We start from the raw sequence: 16,090 nt of genomic DNA, 5'->3' as shown, positions 1-16,090 counted from the left end.
AAGGAACCCGATGAGAACCCGTGGCGCGATCATCCGCCAGGCACCCGGCACGTACGAGATCGCCGACCTCGAACTGGACGAGCCGCGGCGCGGCGAACTGACGGTGCAGATGGTGGCGGCGGGCCTGTGCCACTCCGACGACCACATCGCCACCGGCGACCACGCGGTCGGCAGTTACCCGATCTGCGGCGGCCACGAAGGCGCCGGCGTCGTCGTGCAGGTCGGGCCCGAGACGTCCGGCTGGAGCGAAGGCGACCACGTCGTGTTCTCGTTCCTCGCCGCGTGCGGCCGGTGCCGGTGGTGCGCCAAGGGACTGCAGAACCTGTGCGACCGGGGTGCGGCGATCATGACCGGCAGCCGGCCCGACGACCCGGCGAGTTTCCGGCTCAGTCTCGACGGGGCGCCGGTCGCACAGACCTGCGGCCTGTCCACCTTCAGCGAATACACCACGGTGAGCGTCGATTCGGCGATCAAGGTCGACAAGGACCTGCCGCTGGACAAGCTGTGCCTGCTCGGCTGCGGGGTGGGCACCGGCTGGGGCGCGGCGGTCAACTCCGCCGAGGTGTATCCGGGGCAGACCGTGATCGTGCAGGGCGTCGGCGGCATCGGCATCAACGCCGTCCAGGGCGCCGCCCACGCCGGCGCGGCCCGGATCATCGCCGTCGACCCGGTGCCGTTCAAGCGGGAGAGCGCGCTGCGGTTCGGTGCGACGCACGCCGTCGCCGACATGGCCGAGGCGACGGAGATCGCCCGCTCCTGCACCGACGGTCAGGGCGCCGACGCCGCGATCGTCACCGTGGGCGTGACGACCGGCGAGCACATCGCGCAGGCGTTCGCCGCGATCCGCAAGGCCGGCACGTGCGTGGTCACCGGTCTCGGCGCGATGAGCGACGTGGGAATCCCCGTCAGCCCGATGGAGCTGGTGCTGTACCAGAAGCGGCTGCAGGGTTCGCTGTTCGGCGCCTCGGCCCCGACCGCCGACATCCCGTGGATGATCGAGCTGTACACCTCGGGCAAGCTGAAGCTCGACGAACTGGTCACCGCCACCTACAAGCTCGACGACATCGCGCAGGGCTTCACCGACATGCACGAGGGACGGAACCTGCGCGGGATCGTCGTCTTCTGATCGACACGGAGGTCCCGAGATGGAAGTGGTGGCATCACTGCCGGCGGACACGCCGCTGAGCCGGGTGGCCGAGCGGGTGCGCCGGATCGAGGCCCTCGGATACGACACCGTGCACGTGTCGGAGACGGTGCGCGATCCGTTCGCGGTGTGCGCCCTGGCGCTCGAGCACACCTCGCGGCTGACGGTGCGGACCAGCATGGTCGTGGCGTTCGCCCGCAGCCCGATGGTCACCGCGTACTCCGCCTGGGAGCTGGCCCGCTTCTCCGGAAGCCGCTTCCAGCTCGGGATCGCGACGCAGGTCCGCGGCAACATCGTGGGCCGCTTCTCGATGCCGTGGAGCGATCCCGCCGCGCAGCTGCGCGACTACCTCGACTCCCTGCGGGCGATCTTCGACGCGTTTTCCACCGACAATCCGTTGTCGCACAGCGGAACCCACTACACGTTCGACCGGTTGCAGCCGTACTTCCGGCCCGGCCCGCTCGACGTCGCGGCCCCGCAGTTGTGGACCGGTGGGGTCAACCGCCGCATGTGCGTGCTCGCCGGGGAGCGCTCCGACGGCTTCGTCACCCACCCCACGAATTCGCATCCGCTGTTCCTGCGCGAGCGGGTCCTGCCGGCACTGCGGGAGGGCGCCGCCCGCGCCGGCCGGGGCGACGGCGGTCCCCGCGTCGTGGTGGTCCCCAAACCGATCACCGGACGCGACGACGCCGCCGTCGCCGCCGCCACCGACGCCGCACGCTCGGAGTTCGCGTTCCTGTACTCGACCCCCGCCTACCGGCGCACCCTGGAGATGCACGGTCTCGCCGGTCTCGGCGAGCGGCTCGGTGCGCTCGCCCGGGACCGGCGCTGGGCGGAGATGGCCCCGCTGATGACCGACGACGTCCTGCACGCCCTCGTGCCGTGCGGCACCTACGCGCAGCTGCCGGAGGTCCTCGGCTCCTGGTACGGCGGGCTGTGCGACGGCCTGGCGATCGACCCGCCGGCGGCACCGTCGGGCGACGACGGTTTCGCGCGCCTTCTCGATCGTCTCCGCGCGTTGCCGGAACGCCGCGCGGCCGAGGATCGCTGAGACGGACGCGGCAACTGCCGACCGGCGCGCCGGTGCCGAAATCGTGTACTTCCGGCAGCGCCGCGATGGACAATGACGGCCAGGGACCCGGATCCGGGGAGGGGATCGTCGATGACCGAGAACGACGGTGCGGCTCCGGGTGGGCCGCCGAGTCGGCAGCCGGCGGCCGGGTCGCGCGTCGCGGACGGACGCTATGTTCTGGTCGATCGGCACGGAACGGTCGACGGCCTGCAGTGCTGGCGCGGACACGACACCGTCATGAACCGCACCGTCGCGCTGACCGTCGCCCCGCGACCGGCGGGCGACGACGGTGCCTTCTTCCACGCGCTGTGTGCGCGCACGGCCTCGGCCGCGTTCGGACGGGTGGGAGCGGCGGCCCGTGTCTTCGATGTCGCCGACCACTCCGCTTGCTGCGTGGTCGTGTCCGAATGGACGCCAGGCCGGTCGCTGCCCGACGTCGCCGGGGACCGTCCCGATCCGGCCGCCGCGGCGCGCATCATGCTTCGTCTGGCCGAGACGGTGCGTGCCGCGCACCGGCAGTCGACGATCCTGGGCCTCGACGATCCGGTGCGCATCCGGGTCGACGAGTCCGGCGCCGCGGTCCTGGCCTTCCCCGCGACGCTGCCCGGCGCGGACGAGACGACCGACGTCGCCGGTCTCGGCGCGGCCCTGAGGTGCATGCTCGGAGACCGGGGTGGTGCACCGGCGATGCGGGCACTGGCCGACGAGGCGGTCGACGGAAGTGTGTGCACTGCAGCAGTGTTCGCCGAGCGGCTGGGACGGCTGCTGCCGGGGGCGCCGCCGCACCGTCCGGAACCGGTGGCCGAGACCGCGGCACCCGCACGGGAGCCGGAGCCGCCCCCGGCCACCGCCCGTCGCAGTGCGGCGGTGCCGGCCGTGGTGGCGCTGGTGGGCGTGGCGTGTCTCGCGGCGGTCGGCTGGGTGGCCGGCACCGCGCTGAGCGGACCGCGTGCCGAGTCGGCATCGCCGGCGACGCTTCCGGTGGTCGCCGCCGCGTCGCCCCCGACGGAGGGCGGGACCGCCGGCCCCGTCGTCCCCCGCGCGGTGCGTGCCCATGCGCAGGAGGGCGCGGCGGACAACGCCGTGACGGCCGACCTGGCGGTCGACGGGAACCCGAACACGGCGTGGAGCACCGAACTGTATCCGCGTCAGCTCCCCGCGGGACGGGCCGGACTGGGTCTGACGGTCGCGTTCGCGCAACCGGTGCGGCTCGGTGAGGTGTGGATCGACAGTCTCAGCGCCGGTTCGCGCGTCGAGATCCGGACGGCCCCGGCCGGGGGCGGTCCCCTCCACCTGTCCCAGGTGGTGGGCACCGCCACGCTCGACGAGGGCATCACGCGCATCCCGGTGGCGGCGACGGCGGCACCGATGTCGGAGGTGCTGGTGTGGATCACCCGGCTCGGACCGGCCGGGGACCGCTTCCGCACGTCGCTGTCCGAGGTGGGATTCACGGCCTTCGACGGCCCGTGAGCCCGGCGGTCAGTCGCGGGCGCAGATGTGCCCGATCAGCACGTGCGGCCCGTACAGGACGCGCGCCCGGCCCAGCAGGGCCGCGTGCACCTGCTCTTCGGTCACGCCGGTCGGCAGGGACAGCACCAGGGGATCGAGGCGGCGATCCGGATCGGTGGGGTCCTCGACGAGGCCGGTCCAGTCGAACGTTCCGCCGTCGCGTCTGCGGGCCGCTTCGATCCGGGCGGCGTGGACCTGGCCGCTCCGCTCGAGCACGCCGTCCGTGGGGTTCTCTCCCACCAGCCGATCCAGGTGCTCGTCCGACCACCTGTGCACACCGAAGCTCTGCCGTCCCGGATCCATCTCCCCACGCCTCCCCGCGGTGCATTACCGGTAGCTCGGCGGTGATTATCCCACTCGGGCAAGGATCGCACAGGTGATTCCGCGGGTCGATCCGGTCGAACCGGCGCGGGCCGAATCCGTGGCGCCGGCTCTCCCGGTCCACCACGATGGGGGCACACCCCGCGCGTCGACTCGAAGGACGGTCCCGCCCATGAGTACTCCCGAGCTGGCCCGGCAGGCCTCGCAGTTGCGTGCGGATCTGCACGGGTTCGACCGGCGGATCCAGGAGCTCAGCGAGGAGTTCGGACGCATCGACCGGCATTCCCACGGCGACTCCGCCGAAGCCGCGCTCCTCGAGATCCTCGACCTCCTCGCCGACGCGCGACTCGACCTGCGCAGCGTCGATCGGCACCTGGAGACGACGGTCCGGCACGCGGAAAGCCTGCGCTGACCCACCTCGATCGCCCGCGGCGGGTGTGCCCGTGCACTCGCGGTCGGCCCACGCCGGCATCGCGGTGAGTTACGACAGACGACCGGAGAAGGGAGACCGGGATGCCGCAACCGGGTTCGCCGCCGTGGCACTACGTGCGCTCGGACGTCCGCACCCACGCCCCCGCCCGGGTGCGTGTCGCCGCCACGGTGGCCGCGGTCGTCCTGGTCCACGCGCTCGGTTTCGGGCTGCTCGGTCTGGCCCGTCTCACGGCCGGCGACGCGCTCACCCTCGGGGTGGCCCTGTCGGCCTACGGTCTGGGCGCCCGACACGCACTCGACGCGGACCACATCGCGGGCATCGACAACGCGATCCGCAAGTTCGTCGCCGAGGGGCGCCGCCCCGTAGGGGTGGGGCTGGCGTTCAGTCTCGGCCACAGCAGCGTCGTGCTGCTGGCGACGTCGGCGGTCGTCGCCGGGATCGGGTCGACCACCGGTCTGCTGGCGGGCGAGGGTGCGACCGCCACCGCCCTGGGGACGTTCGGTGCCGCCGTGGCGGGCGGCTTCCTGCTGCTCGTCGCCGGGGTCAACGCGGTTGCGTTGCGCGGCACGCTCGCCGCCCGGCGTTGCGGTACCGACGAGGTGCACTCGTCCGCGGCGGCGCGGGTCCTGTCGGCGCCGCTGCGACGGGTGCGTCATCCCCGCCACGTCTACGTCCTGGGCTTCCTGTTCGGTCTCGGTTTCGACACCGCCTCGTCGGTGGGTCTGATCGCGCTCGTGGTGACGGCGAGCCTCTCGGGCGCCGCCACCTGGCTGGTGCTGTGCCTGCCGCTGTGCTTCGCGGCCGGGATGACCGCCGTCGACGGGGTCAACGGGATCGCCATGGTGCGGATGTACGGATCGGCGCAGATCCCCAGCCGCGATCGGCAGATGTTCAACGTCGTCGTCACCGCCGTGTCCGTGGTCGCCGCCGGTGTGCTCGGCGCGATCATCACGCTGTCCGCGGTCGACGAACTGCTGCCGGGGTATCAGCCCGTCGCGTCCTGGGCCGCGGGCGTGGACCTCGCGCACGCGGGGTGGTGGCTCGCGGCGGGGTTCGCCGCGATCTGGGTTGCGGCCGCGGTGACGCTGTGGGCACGCCGGGGCTCCGCGGTCGTGAGCGGACCGCGGCGGACACTCCGGGACATTCCATAATTCCGTAGAATGTCGTATCGTACGGTCATACGACAGGTCCCGGAAGGCGCTCATGAACACCCCCACGCCACCCACCGCCCCGCCCGACAAGCAGATCGGACTGGGCCTGCGCCGCAACCTCGCCCAGTTCACCCTGCTGGTGGTCGTCAACGCGCTCGTCGGCGGCATGCTCGGTCAGGAACGCACCGTGCTGCCGCTGCTCGCCGAGGAGGAATTCGGCATCCGCGCCTACACCGCCGGGCTGTCGTTCATCCTCGTCTTCGGCCTGTCGAAGGCGATCACCAACTACTTCGCCGGCACCTTCTCCGACCGGTACGGGCGCAAACCGGTGCTCGTCGCCGGGTGGCTGGTCGCCCTCCCGGTGCCGCTGCTGCTCATCTGGGCACCCTCGTGGGGCTGGGTGATCTTCGCCAACGTGCTGCTCGGCATCAGCCAGGGACTGACCTGGTCCACCACCGTGGTGATGAAGATCGACCTCGTCGGCCCGGCCCGGCGGGGATTCGCGATGGGACTGAACGAGGCCGCCGGGTATGCCGCCGTCGCCGCGACCGCGCTGGCCACCGGATATCTGGCCGAGGCCTACGGGCTGCGGCCCGCGCCCTTCCTGCTCGGCATCGCCTTCGCGGCTCTCGGTCTGGGACTGTCCACCCTCGCCGTGAAGGAGACCCGCGAATACGCGCGTCTCGAGGCCGTCGGCCACGTCGCCCGCGCCGACGGACGCCACGACCACCTGCACGACAAGCTCACCGACCGGCAGGTGCTCGTCCAGACCAGCTTCAAGGAACCGGCCCTGTCCTCGGCCAGCCAGGCCGGGCTGGTCAACAACCTCAACGACGGCCTCGCCTGGGGGCTGTTCCCGATCCTGTTCGCCGCGGCCGGCCTGTCCGTCGGCCGGATCGGCATCCTCGCGGCGCTGTACCCGGCCGTGTGGGGAGTCGGCCAGCTGGCCACCGGTGCACTGTCGGACCGGTGGGGCCGCAAGTGGATGATCGTCGCCGGCATGTGGCTGCAGGCGCTCGCCCTGGCCGTGATCGCCGTCTCGGACTCCTTCCTGCCGTGGGCGATCGCCGCGGCCGCGCTCGGCGCGGGCACCGCGCTGGTCTACCCGACCCTGCTCGCCTCGATCGGCGACGTCGCCCATCCCGCCTGGCGGGCCCGGGCCGTGGGCGTGTACCGGCTCTGGCGCGACGGCGGCTTCGCGGCCGGCGCCCTGCTGGCCGGTGTCGTCGCCGACGCGTTCGGCATCCACGCCGCCGTGTGGGTCGTGGCCGCGCTGACCGCCCTGTCCGGACTGGTCGTCGCGGTGCGCATGTACGAAACGCATCCCCGGCCCACCCGCGCCCCACAGGAAGGACCCACCCGTGGCTGACCGAGCCGCCAAGGACGCGCTGTACACCGAGTTCGCCGCCGTCGGCAAGGTGCTCGGCAATCCCGCACGTCTGGAACTGCTCGACCTGCTCGCGCAGGGACCGCGCAGCGTCGACGAGCTCGCCGCCGCCGCCGGGCTCGGCGTGAGCACCTGTTCGGCGCACCTGCAGACCCTGCGCGCGGCCGGGCTGGTGCGGTCCCGCCGCGACGGCAAACGGATCTTCTACTCGCTCGCCGGGGACGACGTCGCCGAACTGTGGGACACCCTGCGTCGCGTGGCCCAGCGGCACCGCCCGCACACCGAGCTCGCCCGGCGCGCCTACCTCGGCCCGGACGACACCGCCGCCGTCGACACCGAGGAACTTCTGCACCGCCTCGAGACAGGCGAGGTGGTCCTGCTCGACGTGCGCCCCGCCGCCGAGTACGCCGCAGGGCACCTGCCCGGCGCACTGCACGTGCCGCTGGACGAGCTGACCGAGCGGCTCGCCGACCTGCCGGCGGACCGGGAGATCGTCGCCTACTGCCGCGGCCGGTACTGCGTGCTCGCCCACGACGCCGTCCGGCTGCTGCGCACCCACGGTGTGCCGGCCCGGCGCGCCGCCGACGGTGTGCTCGAGTGGCGACTCGCCGGGCTGCCCGTCGACTCCGACGTCGCCTGACCGCCCCCGCGACGTTCGCCTCCGGTTCGATTCGCGGTCACTCGCCGGCCACGGAACCGGGCTTTCCGGCACCTACGGTCCGGAGGACCCGACCGCATCGATGGAGGTATCGAGAACAGTGACGACGGCACCACTGAACCGCCGGGGATTCCTCGGGCGCACCGCACTGGCCGGCCTCGGCGTGGCCCTCGCCGGCAGCGTCGAGGCGCTCGTCCGTCCCGGACTCGCGTCCGCAGTCCCCGGCGGGGCGATCGGCTACGGCCCGCTCGTCCCGGATCCCCAGCGCATTCTCGCTCTGCCCGTAGGGTTCTCGTACACCGTGGTGTCGCGCTCCGGGGAGACGACCCTCGACGACGGCACGCCCGTCCCCAGCGATCCCGACGCCAACGGTGTGTTCGCGCACGGCAACGGTTCCACGATCGTGACCAACCACGAGATCGGCAAGGACGAGCCGTTCGGCGTGCCCGTCGTCGACGGCCTGACCTACGACCCCGGCGCGCGCGGCGGCACCACCACCGTCACCGTGAGCCCGAACGGGCAGCGCACCGGCCAGTACGTCAGCCTCGCCGGCACCGTGAACAACTGCGCCGGCGGCATCACCCCGTGGGGCACGTGGCTGACGTGCGAGGAGACCGAGGACCGGGCCGGCTCGAAGGGATTCACGCTCGATCACGGCTACGTGTTCGAGGTCGACCCCGCGAGCCAGGACGCCAACCGCGGCAAGAGCCCGGTGCCGCTGAAGTTCCTCGGCCGGTACGCGCACGAGGCGGTCGCCGTGGACCCGGCCACCGGCGCGATCTACCTCACCGAGGACGCCGACGAGCCCAACGGCCTGTTCTACCGGTGGACGCCCCCGCAGGGTTTCCGGGGCGGGCCGGGTGCCCTGCGTGAACTCGCCCAGTCGCCCGGCGGCGACACCGCGGGCAGCCTGCAGGCGATGGCCTGCTTCGACGGCGGCGCGCACGTGCCCGACCTGTCGCAGGCCACCGAGCCGGGGGTGCGCTACACCGTGCGGTGGGTCGACGTCCCCGACCGCGACGCCGCCACCACACCGGTGCGCGAGCAGTTCGCCGCCGACCAGGTGACCCGCAGCCGCAAGCTCGAGGGCCAGTGGTGGGGCGACGGCGGCGCCTACTTCGTCGCCAGCTACGCCCGCACGAGCGACGGCAGCATCGCCGAACACGACGGCCAGGTGTGGTTCTTCGATCCGGCCTCGCAGACGGTCACGCTGAAGACGCTGTTCGGGGTCAACCCCGACCCGTCCGTCGACACCGGCAACTACGACGGTCCCGACAACATCACCGTCTCGCCGTACGGCGGGGTGATACTCGCCGAGGACGGCGACGGCATCAGCCACCTCATCGGCGTCACCGCCGAGGGGAAGCCGTTCACGATCGCACGCAACGAACTCAACGACAGCGAGTTCTGCGGGCCCGCCTTCAGCGCCGACGGCAGGACCCTGTTCGTCAACATCCAGTCACCCGGCCTGACCCTCGCGATCACCGGGCCGTGGCGTCGCCCGATCGGCTGAGCCGCCGCCCGCGGACCACGACCGCCAGCGCAGCCCGTCGATCCGGAGCACCGGTCCCGACGGGCGCGCCGCGCGGTACTGCGCGTACTTGACGGCCAGCGCCGCGAGACCGGCCGAGCCGAGCTCCGAGCGCGGATCGTGGACGGTGGCCGTGCCGTCGAGACGGACCCACCACAGCCGGGACCAGTCGTCGTCGTAGTGGTCGACGAGCACCGCCACCCGCGGGTCGTTCTCGATGTTGCGCAGGCGCCGCAACCGTCTCGTCGTCTTCGGCTTGTCGTCGACGCAGGTGTAGAGCGCGTCGCCGACGAGCGCGAACACGATCGGCACGAGGTGCGGCCGCCCGTCCGGTCCGGTCGTGGCCAGCCGGGCGACGCGGGCCGTGGTGACGAGAGCACGGGCGTCCACCTCGTTTACGGTAGGCGCATGCCGGCGGTCATCTCCTCGGCCCGGGCATGCCCCGGTCGGGCCCGAACCGCGAGCCCGTGAGCCCCGGGGGCACCGGCCGCCAGTTGTACAGGTTCTGCGGCGGCGGAGATTCCAGGTCGGCGCAGGCCTCCCGCGCCCAGGCCTCCGCCTCCGGGCCCGGCCCGAAATCGATGCCGAGCGACGGATCGTGGGTGCCGATCACCCACCGGTGACCGTCGGGGGTCGCATGGATGCGGTAGCGCCGGATCGTCGCGGGGTCGGGGAGAGGTGCCATGCAGACCGGTTTCCCCACCGCGCGGCAAATCATGTCGGCGCGGCAAATCATGTCGGCACAGTGCGATCCGGCCCGCGCGCCGCTCAGGTGGTGCCGAGGCGCTGCGGCCGGGCGCCGTCCGCCTCCGCCCGCAGCACGTCGAGTACGACCTCGCCGTCGACGGTCTCCTCCTCGACGAGGATCGCGGCCAGCCGGTCCAGCGCCGCCCGGTGCTGCGTCAGGAGCGCGACGGCCCGTTCCTCGGCGGCCCGCAGCAGCCGGGCGACCTCGCGGTCCACGAGCTGCTGGGTGTGTTCCGAGTAGGGCCGCACGAGGCTGCGCTCACTGGTGTCGGCATGCAGGTAGTTGGGGTCGCCCGACCCGTACCCCACCGGGCCGAACGCTTCGGACAGCCCGAATTCCCGCACCATGCGCACGGCGATGCGGGTCGCGCCGCTCAGGTCGTCGGCGGCACCGGTCGACCCCTCCCCGAACACGACGAGCTCCGCGGCCCGCCCCCCGATCCGGACGGTGAGCAGGTCGTTGAGATATCCCTCGCTGTAGAGGTGGCGTTCGACCTCGGGTAGCTGCTGGGTCGATCCCAGGGCCATGCCCGCGGGCAGGATCGTCACCTTCGCCACCGGGTCGGCGTGCGGGCACAGGGCCGCGAGCAACGCGTGGCCCGATTCGTGGACCGCCACCGAGGTCCGTTCGTCGGGGAGCAGGGCATTGGCGCTCTCGCGGCGTCCGAGCAGCAGGCGGTCACGCGCGGACGACAAGTCGTCGGCGCAGATGACGGTGCGGTCGTCCCGGACGGCATTGATGGCGGCCTCGTTGACCAGGTTCGCCAGATCCGCACCCGAGAAGCCCGGGGTGGCCCGGGCGAGCACGCTCAGATCGACGTCGGGTCCGAAGTGTTTGCCCTGCAGGTGCACCGCCAGGATCGCGGCCCGTTCCGACTGGGTGGGCAGGGGGATCACCACCGTGCGGTCGAACCGGCCCGGCCGCAGCAGGGCCGGATCGAGCGCCTCCGGGCGGTTCGTCGCCGCCAGCACCACGATGCCGACGCTCTGGTCGAAGCCGTCCATCTCGGCCAGCAACTGATTGAGCGTCTGTTCCCGCTCGTCGTTCCCGGCGTAGGTCCCGACGCCGCGCTTGCTGCCGATGGCGTCGATCTCGTCGATGAAGATGATCGACGGCGGGCTCTTGCGGGCCTGCTCGAACAGGTCCCGCACCCGGGAGGCACCGACCCCGACGAACATCTCCACGAACTCCGAGCCCGTGACGGACAGGAAGCGCACCTCCGCCTCGCCGGCCACCGCGCGGGCCAGCAGTGTCTTGCCGGTGCCCGGCGGGCCGATCATCAGCACCCCGCGGGGGCCCTTCGCGCCGGCGGCCGCGTACTTCTCCGGATCCCGCAGGAAGTCGACGACCTCGCTGACCTCCTGCTCGACGCCGTCGTACCCGGCGACGTCCGCGAAGCGCGTGGTCGGCCGGTTCGCCTCGATCACGCGGGCCTTCGAGCGGCCGAACGCGCCCATGCCCCCGATGCCGCCGCCGCTGAAGGCGCGCTGTGCCCGGCGGCCGACCCACAGCAACAGCCCCGCGAACACGACGAAGGGCAGCATGCTGAGCAGAATCGCGGCCCACGGGCTGTCGTCGGTCTGTTCCGCGCTGACCTGGACCTGCTTCGCCCGCAGCTTCGCGTCGAGCCCGGCGAGGTTCAGTGCGGTCGGCAGCTGGGTGACGAATTCCGTGTCGTCCGAGAGGGTTCCGTAGGCCGATCCGCGGTCGTCGATCGTCACCTGCTGGACGGTGCCCGCGTCGACCCGGTCCACGAAGTCGCTGTAGGACAGGGTGCTCGACGTCGGGGTCTGCAGCGCCAGGGCGACCACCAGACCACCGAGCAGGACGGCGACGGCCACCAGTTGCCACCACAGGCCCGACGACGGCGCCGGCGGAGGCGGCGGGTCCGGGGGCGGCCCCGATCGCGCCGACCTCGAGAGATGAACGGAGAAGAATCTCGTTCGCGTGATCATCCGGCGCTCCCCTGACCTGTCCGTGTCGGGTCCACGGTATCCGGCCGCGCCGAGGTCCTCACTCGGGTCGCCGGGATCGGCGAGTGGTACGAAGAGGTGCTCGATGCGACGCATCGGTTCGGCCTGCGGCGCTTCCCGCCTCTCTTCGACGGGGGCGCTGTCGTCGTAGGCCGTTGAGTCAGGAATTCACCAGCTCGACGGCGCCGGCGGAGGCGGCGGGTCCGGGGGAGGCCCCGATCGCGCCGACCTCGAGAGATGAACGGAGAAGAACCTCGTTCGCGTGATCATCCGGCGCTCCCCGGACCTGTCCGTGTCGGGTCCACGGTATCCGGCCGCGCCGAGGACTTCACCAGGGATCGACGTCGAACGGCGACCGTGGCGGCGAACCCCAGGGGGTTCGCCGCCACGGTCCGGGGTCAGCCCGCGACGGGGACCGGTGGGAGCTGCGGAGCCTCGGCGAGCTCGCGGACGGCATCCTCCGCGGCGGGCCGGTGGCCGTAGCCTGCCTCGGGTTCGGGAGAGTTCACTGCTCGGTTCCGGTCCGTTGCGTGGAGGCGGCGGACACGGTGGCGAGCTTGCGGACGCCGGCGGGGTAGACGCGCTTGCCGACCAGCAGCGCCACGACGGCCCCCAGGTAGACGAGCGGCGCGAGCTGCAGCGCATTGGCGAGGCTGATCTTGTCCGCGAGGACGCCGACCACGAACGGGCCCGCAGCCAGCCCGAGCAGGCTGTTGGCCAGGGTGGTGGTGCCGAACGCCGAGGCCCGCACGGTGGGGTGGGTCAGGTTGGCGACCATCGCGGTGACCGCGCCGGTGGAGCCGGCGGAGAAGAACGCGCCCAGTCCGACCAGCACCAGCTGCGCGGTGCCGACCGGCAGCTGGAACCCGACGATGAGCAGTACTCCGGCGGCGAGGCTGATCGCGATCGCGACCGTCCACTTGCGGGCCGGGTCGATGCGGGCGGCCCGGTCGGCGACGATGCCGCACACGATCATGCCGGCGCCGATGAGCAGCACGAAGACCGCGGCCATCGCGGCGGCCTTGTCCGCGGCCAGCCCGTAGGAGCGGCCGAAGAAGCTGGGCAGCCACGCCATCAGCGCGGCGGCGGTGAACATCTGCAGCCCGCCGCCGATGTAGGCGCACAGCACCGCGGGGTTGGTGAACAGGCTCGAGATCGGGGCACGTGCAGCCGTGCCGGGCGCAGCGATGTGGGTGGTGTTCGCGTCGTCGTCGTCGACGGCGTGGCGGGCGAGCTTGCGTTCACTGACCAGCGCCCAGAACAGTGCGACCAGGACCAGCCCGAAGACCGCCATCGACGCGAAGGACCAGCGCCAGGACAGCTGTACGGCGATGACCCCGCCGAATGCGACGCCGATCACCGACCCGAACGAACCGCCGGCCATGAATGCACCCGAGAGCGAGGCTCGCAGCCGCGGGGCGAACACGCTGAGCACGACTGCGATACCGACGCTGCCGTAGGCGGCCTCACCGACCCCGACCAGGAACCGGGCGCCGAGCATCTGCTCGTAGGAGCCCGCCACCGCGCACAGCAGGGTCGCCACGCTCCACAACGCGGCCATCACGACGAGGCTGCGCACCCGGCCCCACCGGTCGGCGAGCATCGACAGCGGCAGGGTGAGCAACCCCACCATCAACGCGACCACGCTGTTCAGCGATGCGAGATGCGAATCCGAGAGCGCCCATTCGGCTTTCAGGAACGGGAACACCGCGCTGAGGACCTGCCGGGACATGTAGTCCGACAGCAGCAGTCCGAAGGTGAGCGCGAACACGAGCCACGGGTAGAACCGGGATCGCCCGCTGCGGCGCGACGGCGCCGAAACGGCCGCGGGCCGCTCCGGCGCGGTGGTGGTGACAGACGACATGATCTTCCTGAATCTGGGTGAGGGGACGAGCTCGACGGCCGAGGTGGAACCGATGACGTTGGCTGGGAGGGGGTTTCGCGTATCCGGGGGCGCGGCACCGGGTTGTGGTGTCGCGCCCACCGGTCACGCGGATACCGCGTCAGGCGTGCTGGGTGAAGCCGCGCTGACCGGGGCGGCGGTTGGGCGCAAAGCCGATCCTGGCGAGGGTCTCGTCGGCGTCGGTGTAGTGCTCGTCGAGGCGGTAGATCTCGCGGGCCTCCTTGCCGGTGGCGACCTCACGACCGAGTTCGTTCGCGATGCGGACGAGCTGTTCGACCTGGGCGACGGAAGTCATCTTCTCGCCCTTGCGGCCCCACAGGGTGTCCTCGGTGCCGCAGCGGGCGTGCAGACCCATTGCGATGGCCATGGTGTTGACCGGCAGCACGCTGCGCATCAGGGTTTCCAGGGTGAGCACCGCGCCGTCGGGGGTGCGGCGGACGAACTCCATCATGTTGTACGGATTGGGGCCGTCGAAACCGCCGCCGATACCGACCCAGGTCACCATCAGCGGGCCGGTGTAGACGCCGCGGCGGATCAACCGCTCGACGGTTTCGAGCTGGGCGATGTCGGCGAGCTGGAAGTGCGGCTGGATGCCGTTGGCCTGCAGCCGGCGCAGGTGCTCCTCGACCCAGCCCGGCCCGGCCGGGACGGTCATCTCGCGGTAGGCCTCGTACACCTCGGGGCGCTCGAAGGAGGTGCCGGCGATGTCGTCGGCGGTCATCAGCTCGACGATGTTCATCTGGTTTGTGTTGATCGCGATGGTGACCTGGTCGGGCTTGGGGTCGAGTTCGGCGAGCATGTGGCGGGCGTCGTCGGAGAGCCACTTCGCGTCCGCGCCCTCGCCTTCGGGGGCGAACGAGATCGAGCCGCCGACCTGCAGGATCATCTCGGGCACCGCCTCGCGCAGCCGTGCCAGCAGTTCGTTGAACTTCGAGAGCCGCTTGGAGCCCTTGCCGTCCAGTTCACGGACGTGGATGTGCAGCACGGTGGCTCCGGCGTCGTAGCAGTCCACCGCCTTCTGCACGTGCTCGTCCATGGTCAGTGGCAGATCCTCGGCGAAGTCGTCGATGTCCCACTCGGGGCCGTAGGGGGCGACGGTGATGACCAGCTTCTCCTGGTTCTCGGGGAACAGGGCGTCGTCGTGGAAGTGCATGGTGATGCTCCGATCGGAGTTGTCGTGAGAGTGGGGAGGGTGAGAGGGCGGTTCAGAAGGTGGGGTCGCCGACGATGCCGGCGCGTTCCATCCTGCGGACGGCGGGCCAATAGTCCTGCACCGCATAGTGTTGCGTGGATCGGTTGTCCCAGATGGCGACGCTGTTCTTCGTCCAGCGCCACCGCACCTGGTATTCCGGGATCGTGGCCTGGCTGATCAGGTAGCGCAGCAGATCCCCGGCGCCGGGGGCGTAGTCGATCCCGAAGCGCACATTGTCGGGGGTGTGGTAGTTGACGATGTGCGTCGTGAAGGCGTTGACGAACAGGATCTTCTCGCCGGTTTCCGGGTGCGTGCGCACCACCGGGTGCTCGGCGTCGGGGAACCGCCGGTGGAGGGCGTGGCGTGCCTCGACGGGCATGTTCGCACCGAAGCTGGCCTCGATGCTGTGCCGGGCGCGCAGTCCCTCGATCCGCTCCTTCACCGACTGCGGCAGCCGCGTGTAGGCCTGCGCCATGTTCACCCAGATGGTGTCGCCGCCGACCGGCGGGATCTCCACCGCGCGCAGCACCGAACCCATCGGAGGGTTCGCCCGCCACGTGGCGTCGCAGTGGTAGGCGTTCTCGTAGTGCTCGGGCGGGCTGCCGAGGTCCTTGTAGATCCGCACCAGGCCGGGATGGTCGGGGTCGCTGCCGGCCACCGGGTGATCCTCGAGCGGACCGAACCGCTCGGCCAGGGCGACGTGCTCGGCGCGGGTGATGTCCTGCCCGCGCAGGAACAGCACCTTGTGCTCGAGCAGCAGTGCCCGCAGCTCGGCGAACAGCGCGTCGTCGCGGGACACCTCGCCCAGGTTCACGTCGAACAGCTCCGCGCCGATCGTGGCGGTCAACGGCTCGACCCGGAAAGGGATCACCGTTCGTGCCCGCCGGGGCGTCTCGCTCGTGACAGACATTTCGTTGTCTCCTAGATGAATTGGGGTGGAGTACGGTGTCGGGTGGCTCGCGGAAACGAACGATGTTCGCCCGCGGATCTCCCTCGTCGGTCCCGGGCCCCACGCGTCCTGACGTCAACTCGAAATAACTGGGTGTACAACAGTTTTCACGTTCGTTC

At 71.6% G+C, this 16,090-nt stretch carries 15 protein-coding genes; 8 read left to right on the top strand and 7 right to left on the bottom strand.

Annotated elements, in window-relative coordinates; genetic code table 11:
* Positions 1–10: 10 nt before the first annotated feature.
* The 3 genes from RR3_RS20180 (at position 11) to RR3_RS20170 (ending at position 3,686) form a co-directional block, all read left to right on the top strand.
* The gene (locus RR3_RS20180; RefSeq protein WP_010596031.1) at positions 11–1,126 is read left to right on the top strand and encodes an NDMA-dependent alcohol dehydrogenase; all 1,116 of its coding nucleotides are present in this window, start codon (positions 11–13) and stop codon (positions 1,124–1,126) included.
* Between the two features lie 19 nt (positions 1,127–1,145).
* Positions 1,146–2,195 (top strand): TIGR03617 family F420-dependent LLM class oxidoreductase, encoded by a 1,050-nt coding sequence (locus tag RR3_RS20175; RefSeq protein WP_064065704.1) that lies wholly within the window; start codon positions 1,146–1,148, stop codon positions 2,193–2,195.
* Positions 2,196–2,306: 111 nt separating this feature from the next.
* Positions 2,307–3,686: a hypothetical protein gene (locus tag RR3_RS20170; protein WP_064065705.1), complete on the top strand. Its 1,380-nt coding sequence runs from the start codon at positions 2,307–2,309 to the stop codon at positions 3,684–3,686.
* Positions 3,687–3,695: 9 nt separating this feature from the next.
* Here RR3_RS20170 and RR3_RS20165 read toward each other — a convergent pair whose 3' ends face one another.
* The gene (locus tag RR3_RS20165; protein WP_040270203.1) at positions 3,696–4,028 is read right to left on the bottom strand and encodes a hypothetical protein; all 333 of its coding nucleotides are present in this window, start codon (positions 4,026–4,028) and stop codon (positions 3,696–3,698) included.
* A gap of 190 nt (positions 4,029–4,218) precedes the next feature.
* Between RR3_RS20165 and RR3_RS20160 the strand changes: the two genes are divergently transcribed.
* From RR3_RS20160 to RR3_RS20140, 5 genes are all read left to right on the top strand, one after another.
* Entirely contained in the window at positions 4,219–4,458 is a 240-nt protein-coding gene (locus RR3_RS20160) for a hypothetical protein (protein WP_010596026.1), read from the top strand.
* Between the two features lie 101 nt (positions 4,459–4,559).
* Complete coding sequence (locus RR3_RS20155) at positions 4,560–5,630, top strand: HoxN/HupN/NixA family nickel/cobalt transporter (RefSeq protein ID WP_064065706.1); 1,071 nt, start codon at positions 4,560–4,562, stop codon at positions 5,628–5,630.
* 52 nt (positions 5,631–5,682) lie between these two features.
* Positions 5,683–6,999, top strand: coding sequence for an MFS transporter (locus tag RR3_RS20150; protein ID WP_017679911.1), 1,317 nt, complete (start codon positions 5,683–5,685; stop codon positions 6,997–6,999).
* Positions 6,992–7,657, top strand: a complete 666-nt coding sequence (locus tag RR3_RS20145) for an ArsR/SmtB family transcription factor (RefSeq protein ID WP_010596023.1) — start codon at positions 6,992–6,994, stop codon at positions 7,655–7,657. Before RR3_RS20150 ends, RR3_RS20145 begins: the two co-directional genes overlap by 8 nt.
* A gap of 118 nt (positions 7,658–7,775) precedes the next feature.
* Positions 7,776–9,188 (top strand): alkaline phosphatase PhoX, encoded by a 1,413-nt coding sequence (locus tag RR3_RS20140; RefSeq protein ID WP_010596022.1) that lies wholly within the window; start codon positions 7,776–7,778, stop codon positions 9,186–9,188.
* Here RR3_RS20140 and RR3_RS20135 read toward each other — a convergent pair.
* The 6 genes from RR3_RS20135 to RR3_RS20110 form a co-directional block, all read right to left on the bottom strand.
* On the bottom strand, positions 9,135–9,596 hold the full coding sequence (locus RR3_RS20135) for a TIGR03668 family PPOX class F420-dependent oxidoreductase (protein ID WP_040270206.1): 462 nt from the start codon (positions 9,594–9,596) through the stop codon (positions 9,135–9,137). The genes RR3_RS20140 and RR3_RS20135 overlap by 54 nt on opposite strands.
* A gap of 28 nt (positions 9,597–9,624) precedes the next feature.
* Positions 9,625–9,891: a hypothetical protein gene (locus RR3_RS20130; protein ID WP_010596020.1), complete on the bottom strand. Its 267-nt coding sequence runs from the start codon at positions 9,889–9,891 to the stop codon at positions 9,625–9,627.
* Positions 9,892–9,974: 83 nt separating this feature from the next.
* A complete protein-coding gene (gene ftsH, locus RR3_RS20125) occupies positions 9,975–11,795 on the bottom strand; it encodes an ATP-dependent zinc metalloprotease FtsH (protein WP_064065707.1) in 1,821 nt (606 codons plus the stop codon).
* 637 nt (positions 11,796–12,432) lie between these two features.
* Positions 12,433–13,791 (bottom strand): MFS transporter, encoded by a 1,359-nt coding sequence (locus RR3_RS20120; protein WP_064065708.1) that lies wholly within the window; start codon positions 13,789–13,791, stop codon positions 12,433–12,435.
* 139 nt (positions 13,792–13,930) lie between these two features.
* A complete protein-coding gene (locus RR3_RS20115) occupies positions 13,931–14,983 on the bottom strand; it encodes a beta-keto acid cleavage family enzyme (protein ID WP_010596804.1) in 1,053 nt (350 codons plus the stop codon).
* Between the two features lie 52 nt (positions 14,984–15,035).
* Complete coding sequence (locus tag RR3_RS20110; protein WP_026137573.1) at positions 15,036–15,932, bottom strand: TauD/TfdA dioxygenase family protein; 897 nt, start codon at positions 15,930–15,932, stop codon at positions 15,036–15,038.
* Positions 15,933–16,090 lie beyond the last annotated feature (158 nt).

The sequence above is a fragment of the Rhodococcus ruber NBRC 15591 genome (assembly GCF_001894945.1).
Taxonomy (GTDB): Bacteria; Actinomycetota; Actinomycetes; order Mycobacteriales; family Mycobacteriaceae; genus Rhodococcus; species Rhodococcus ruber.
Note: the sequence above shows the minus strand (reverse complement) of the source record. Positions and strands in the feature narration are given on the sequence as shown.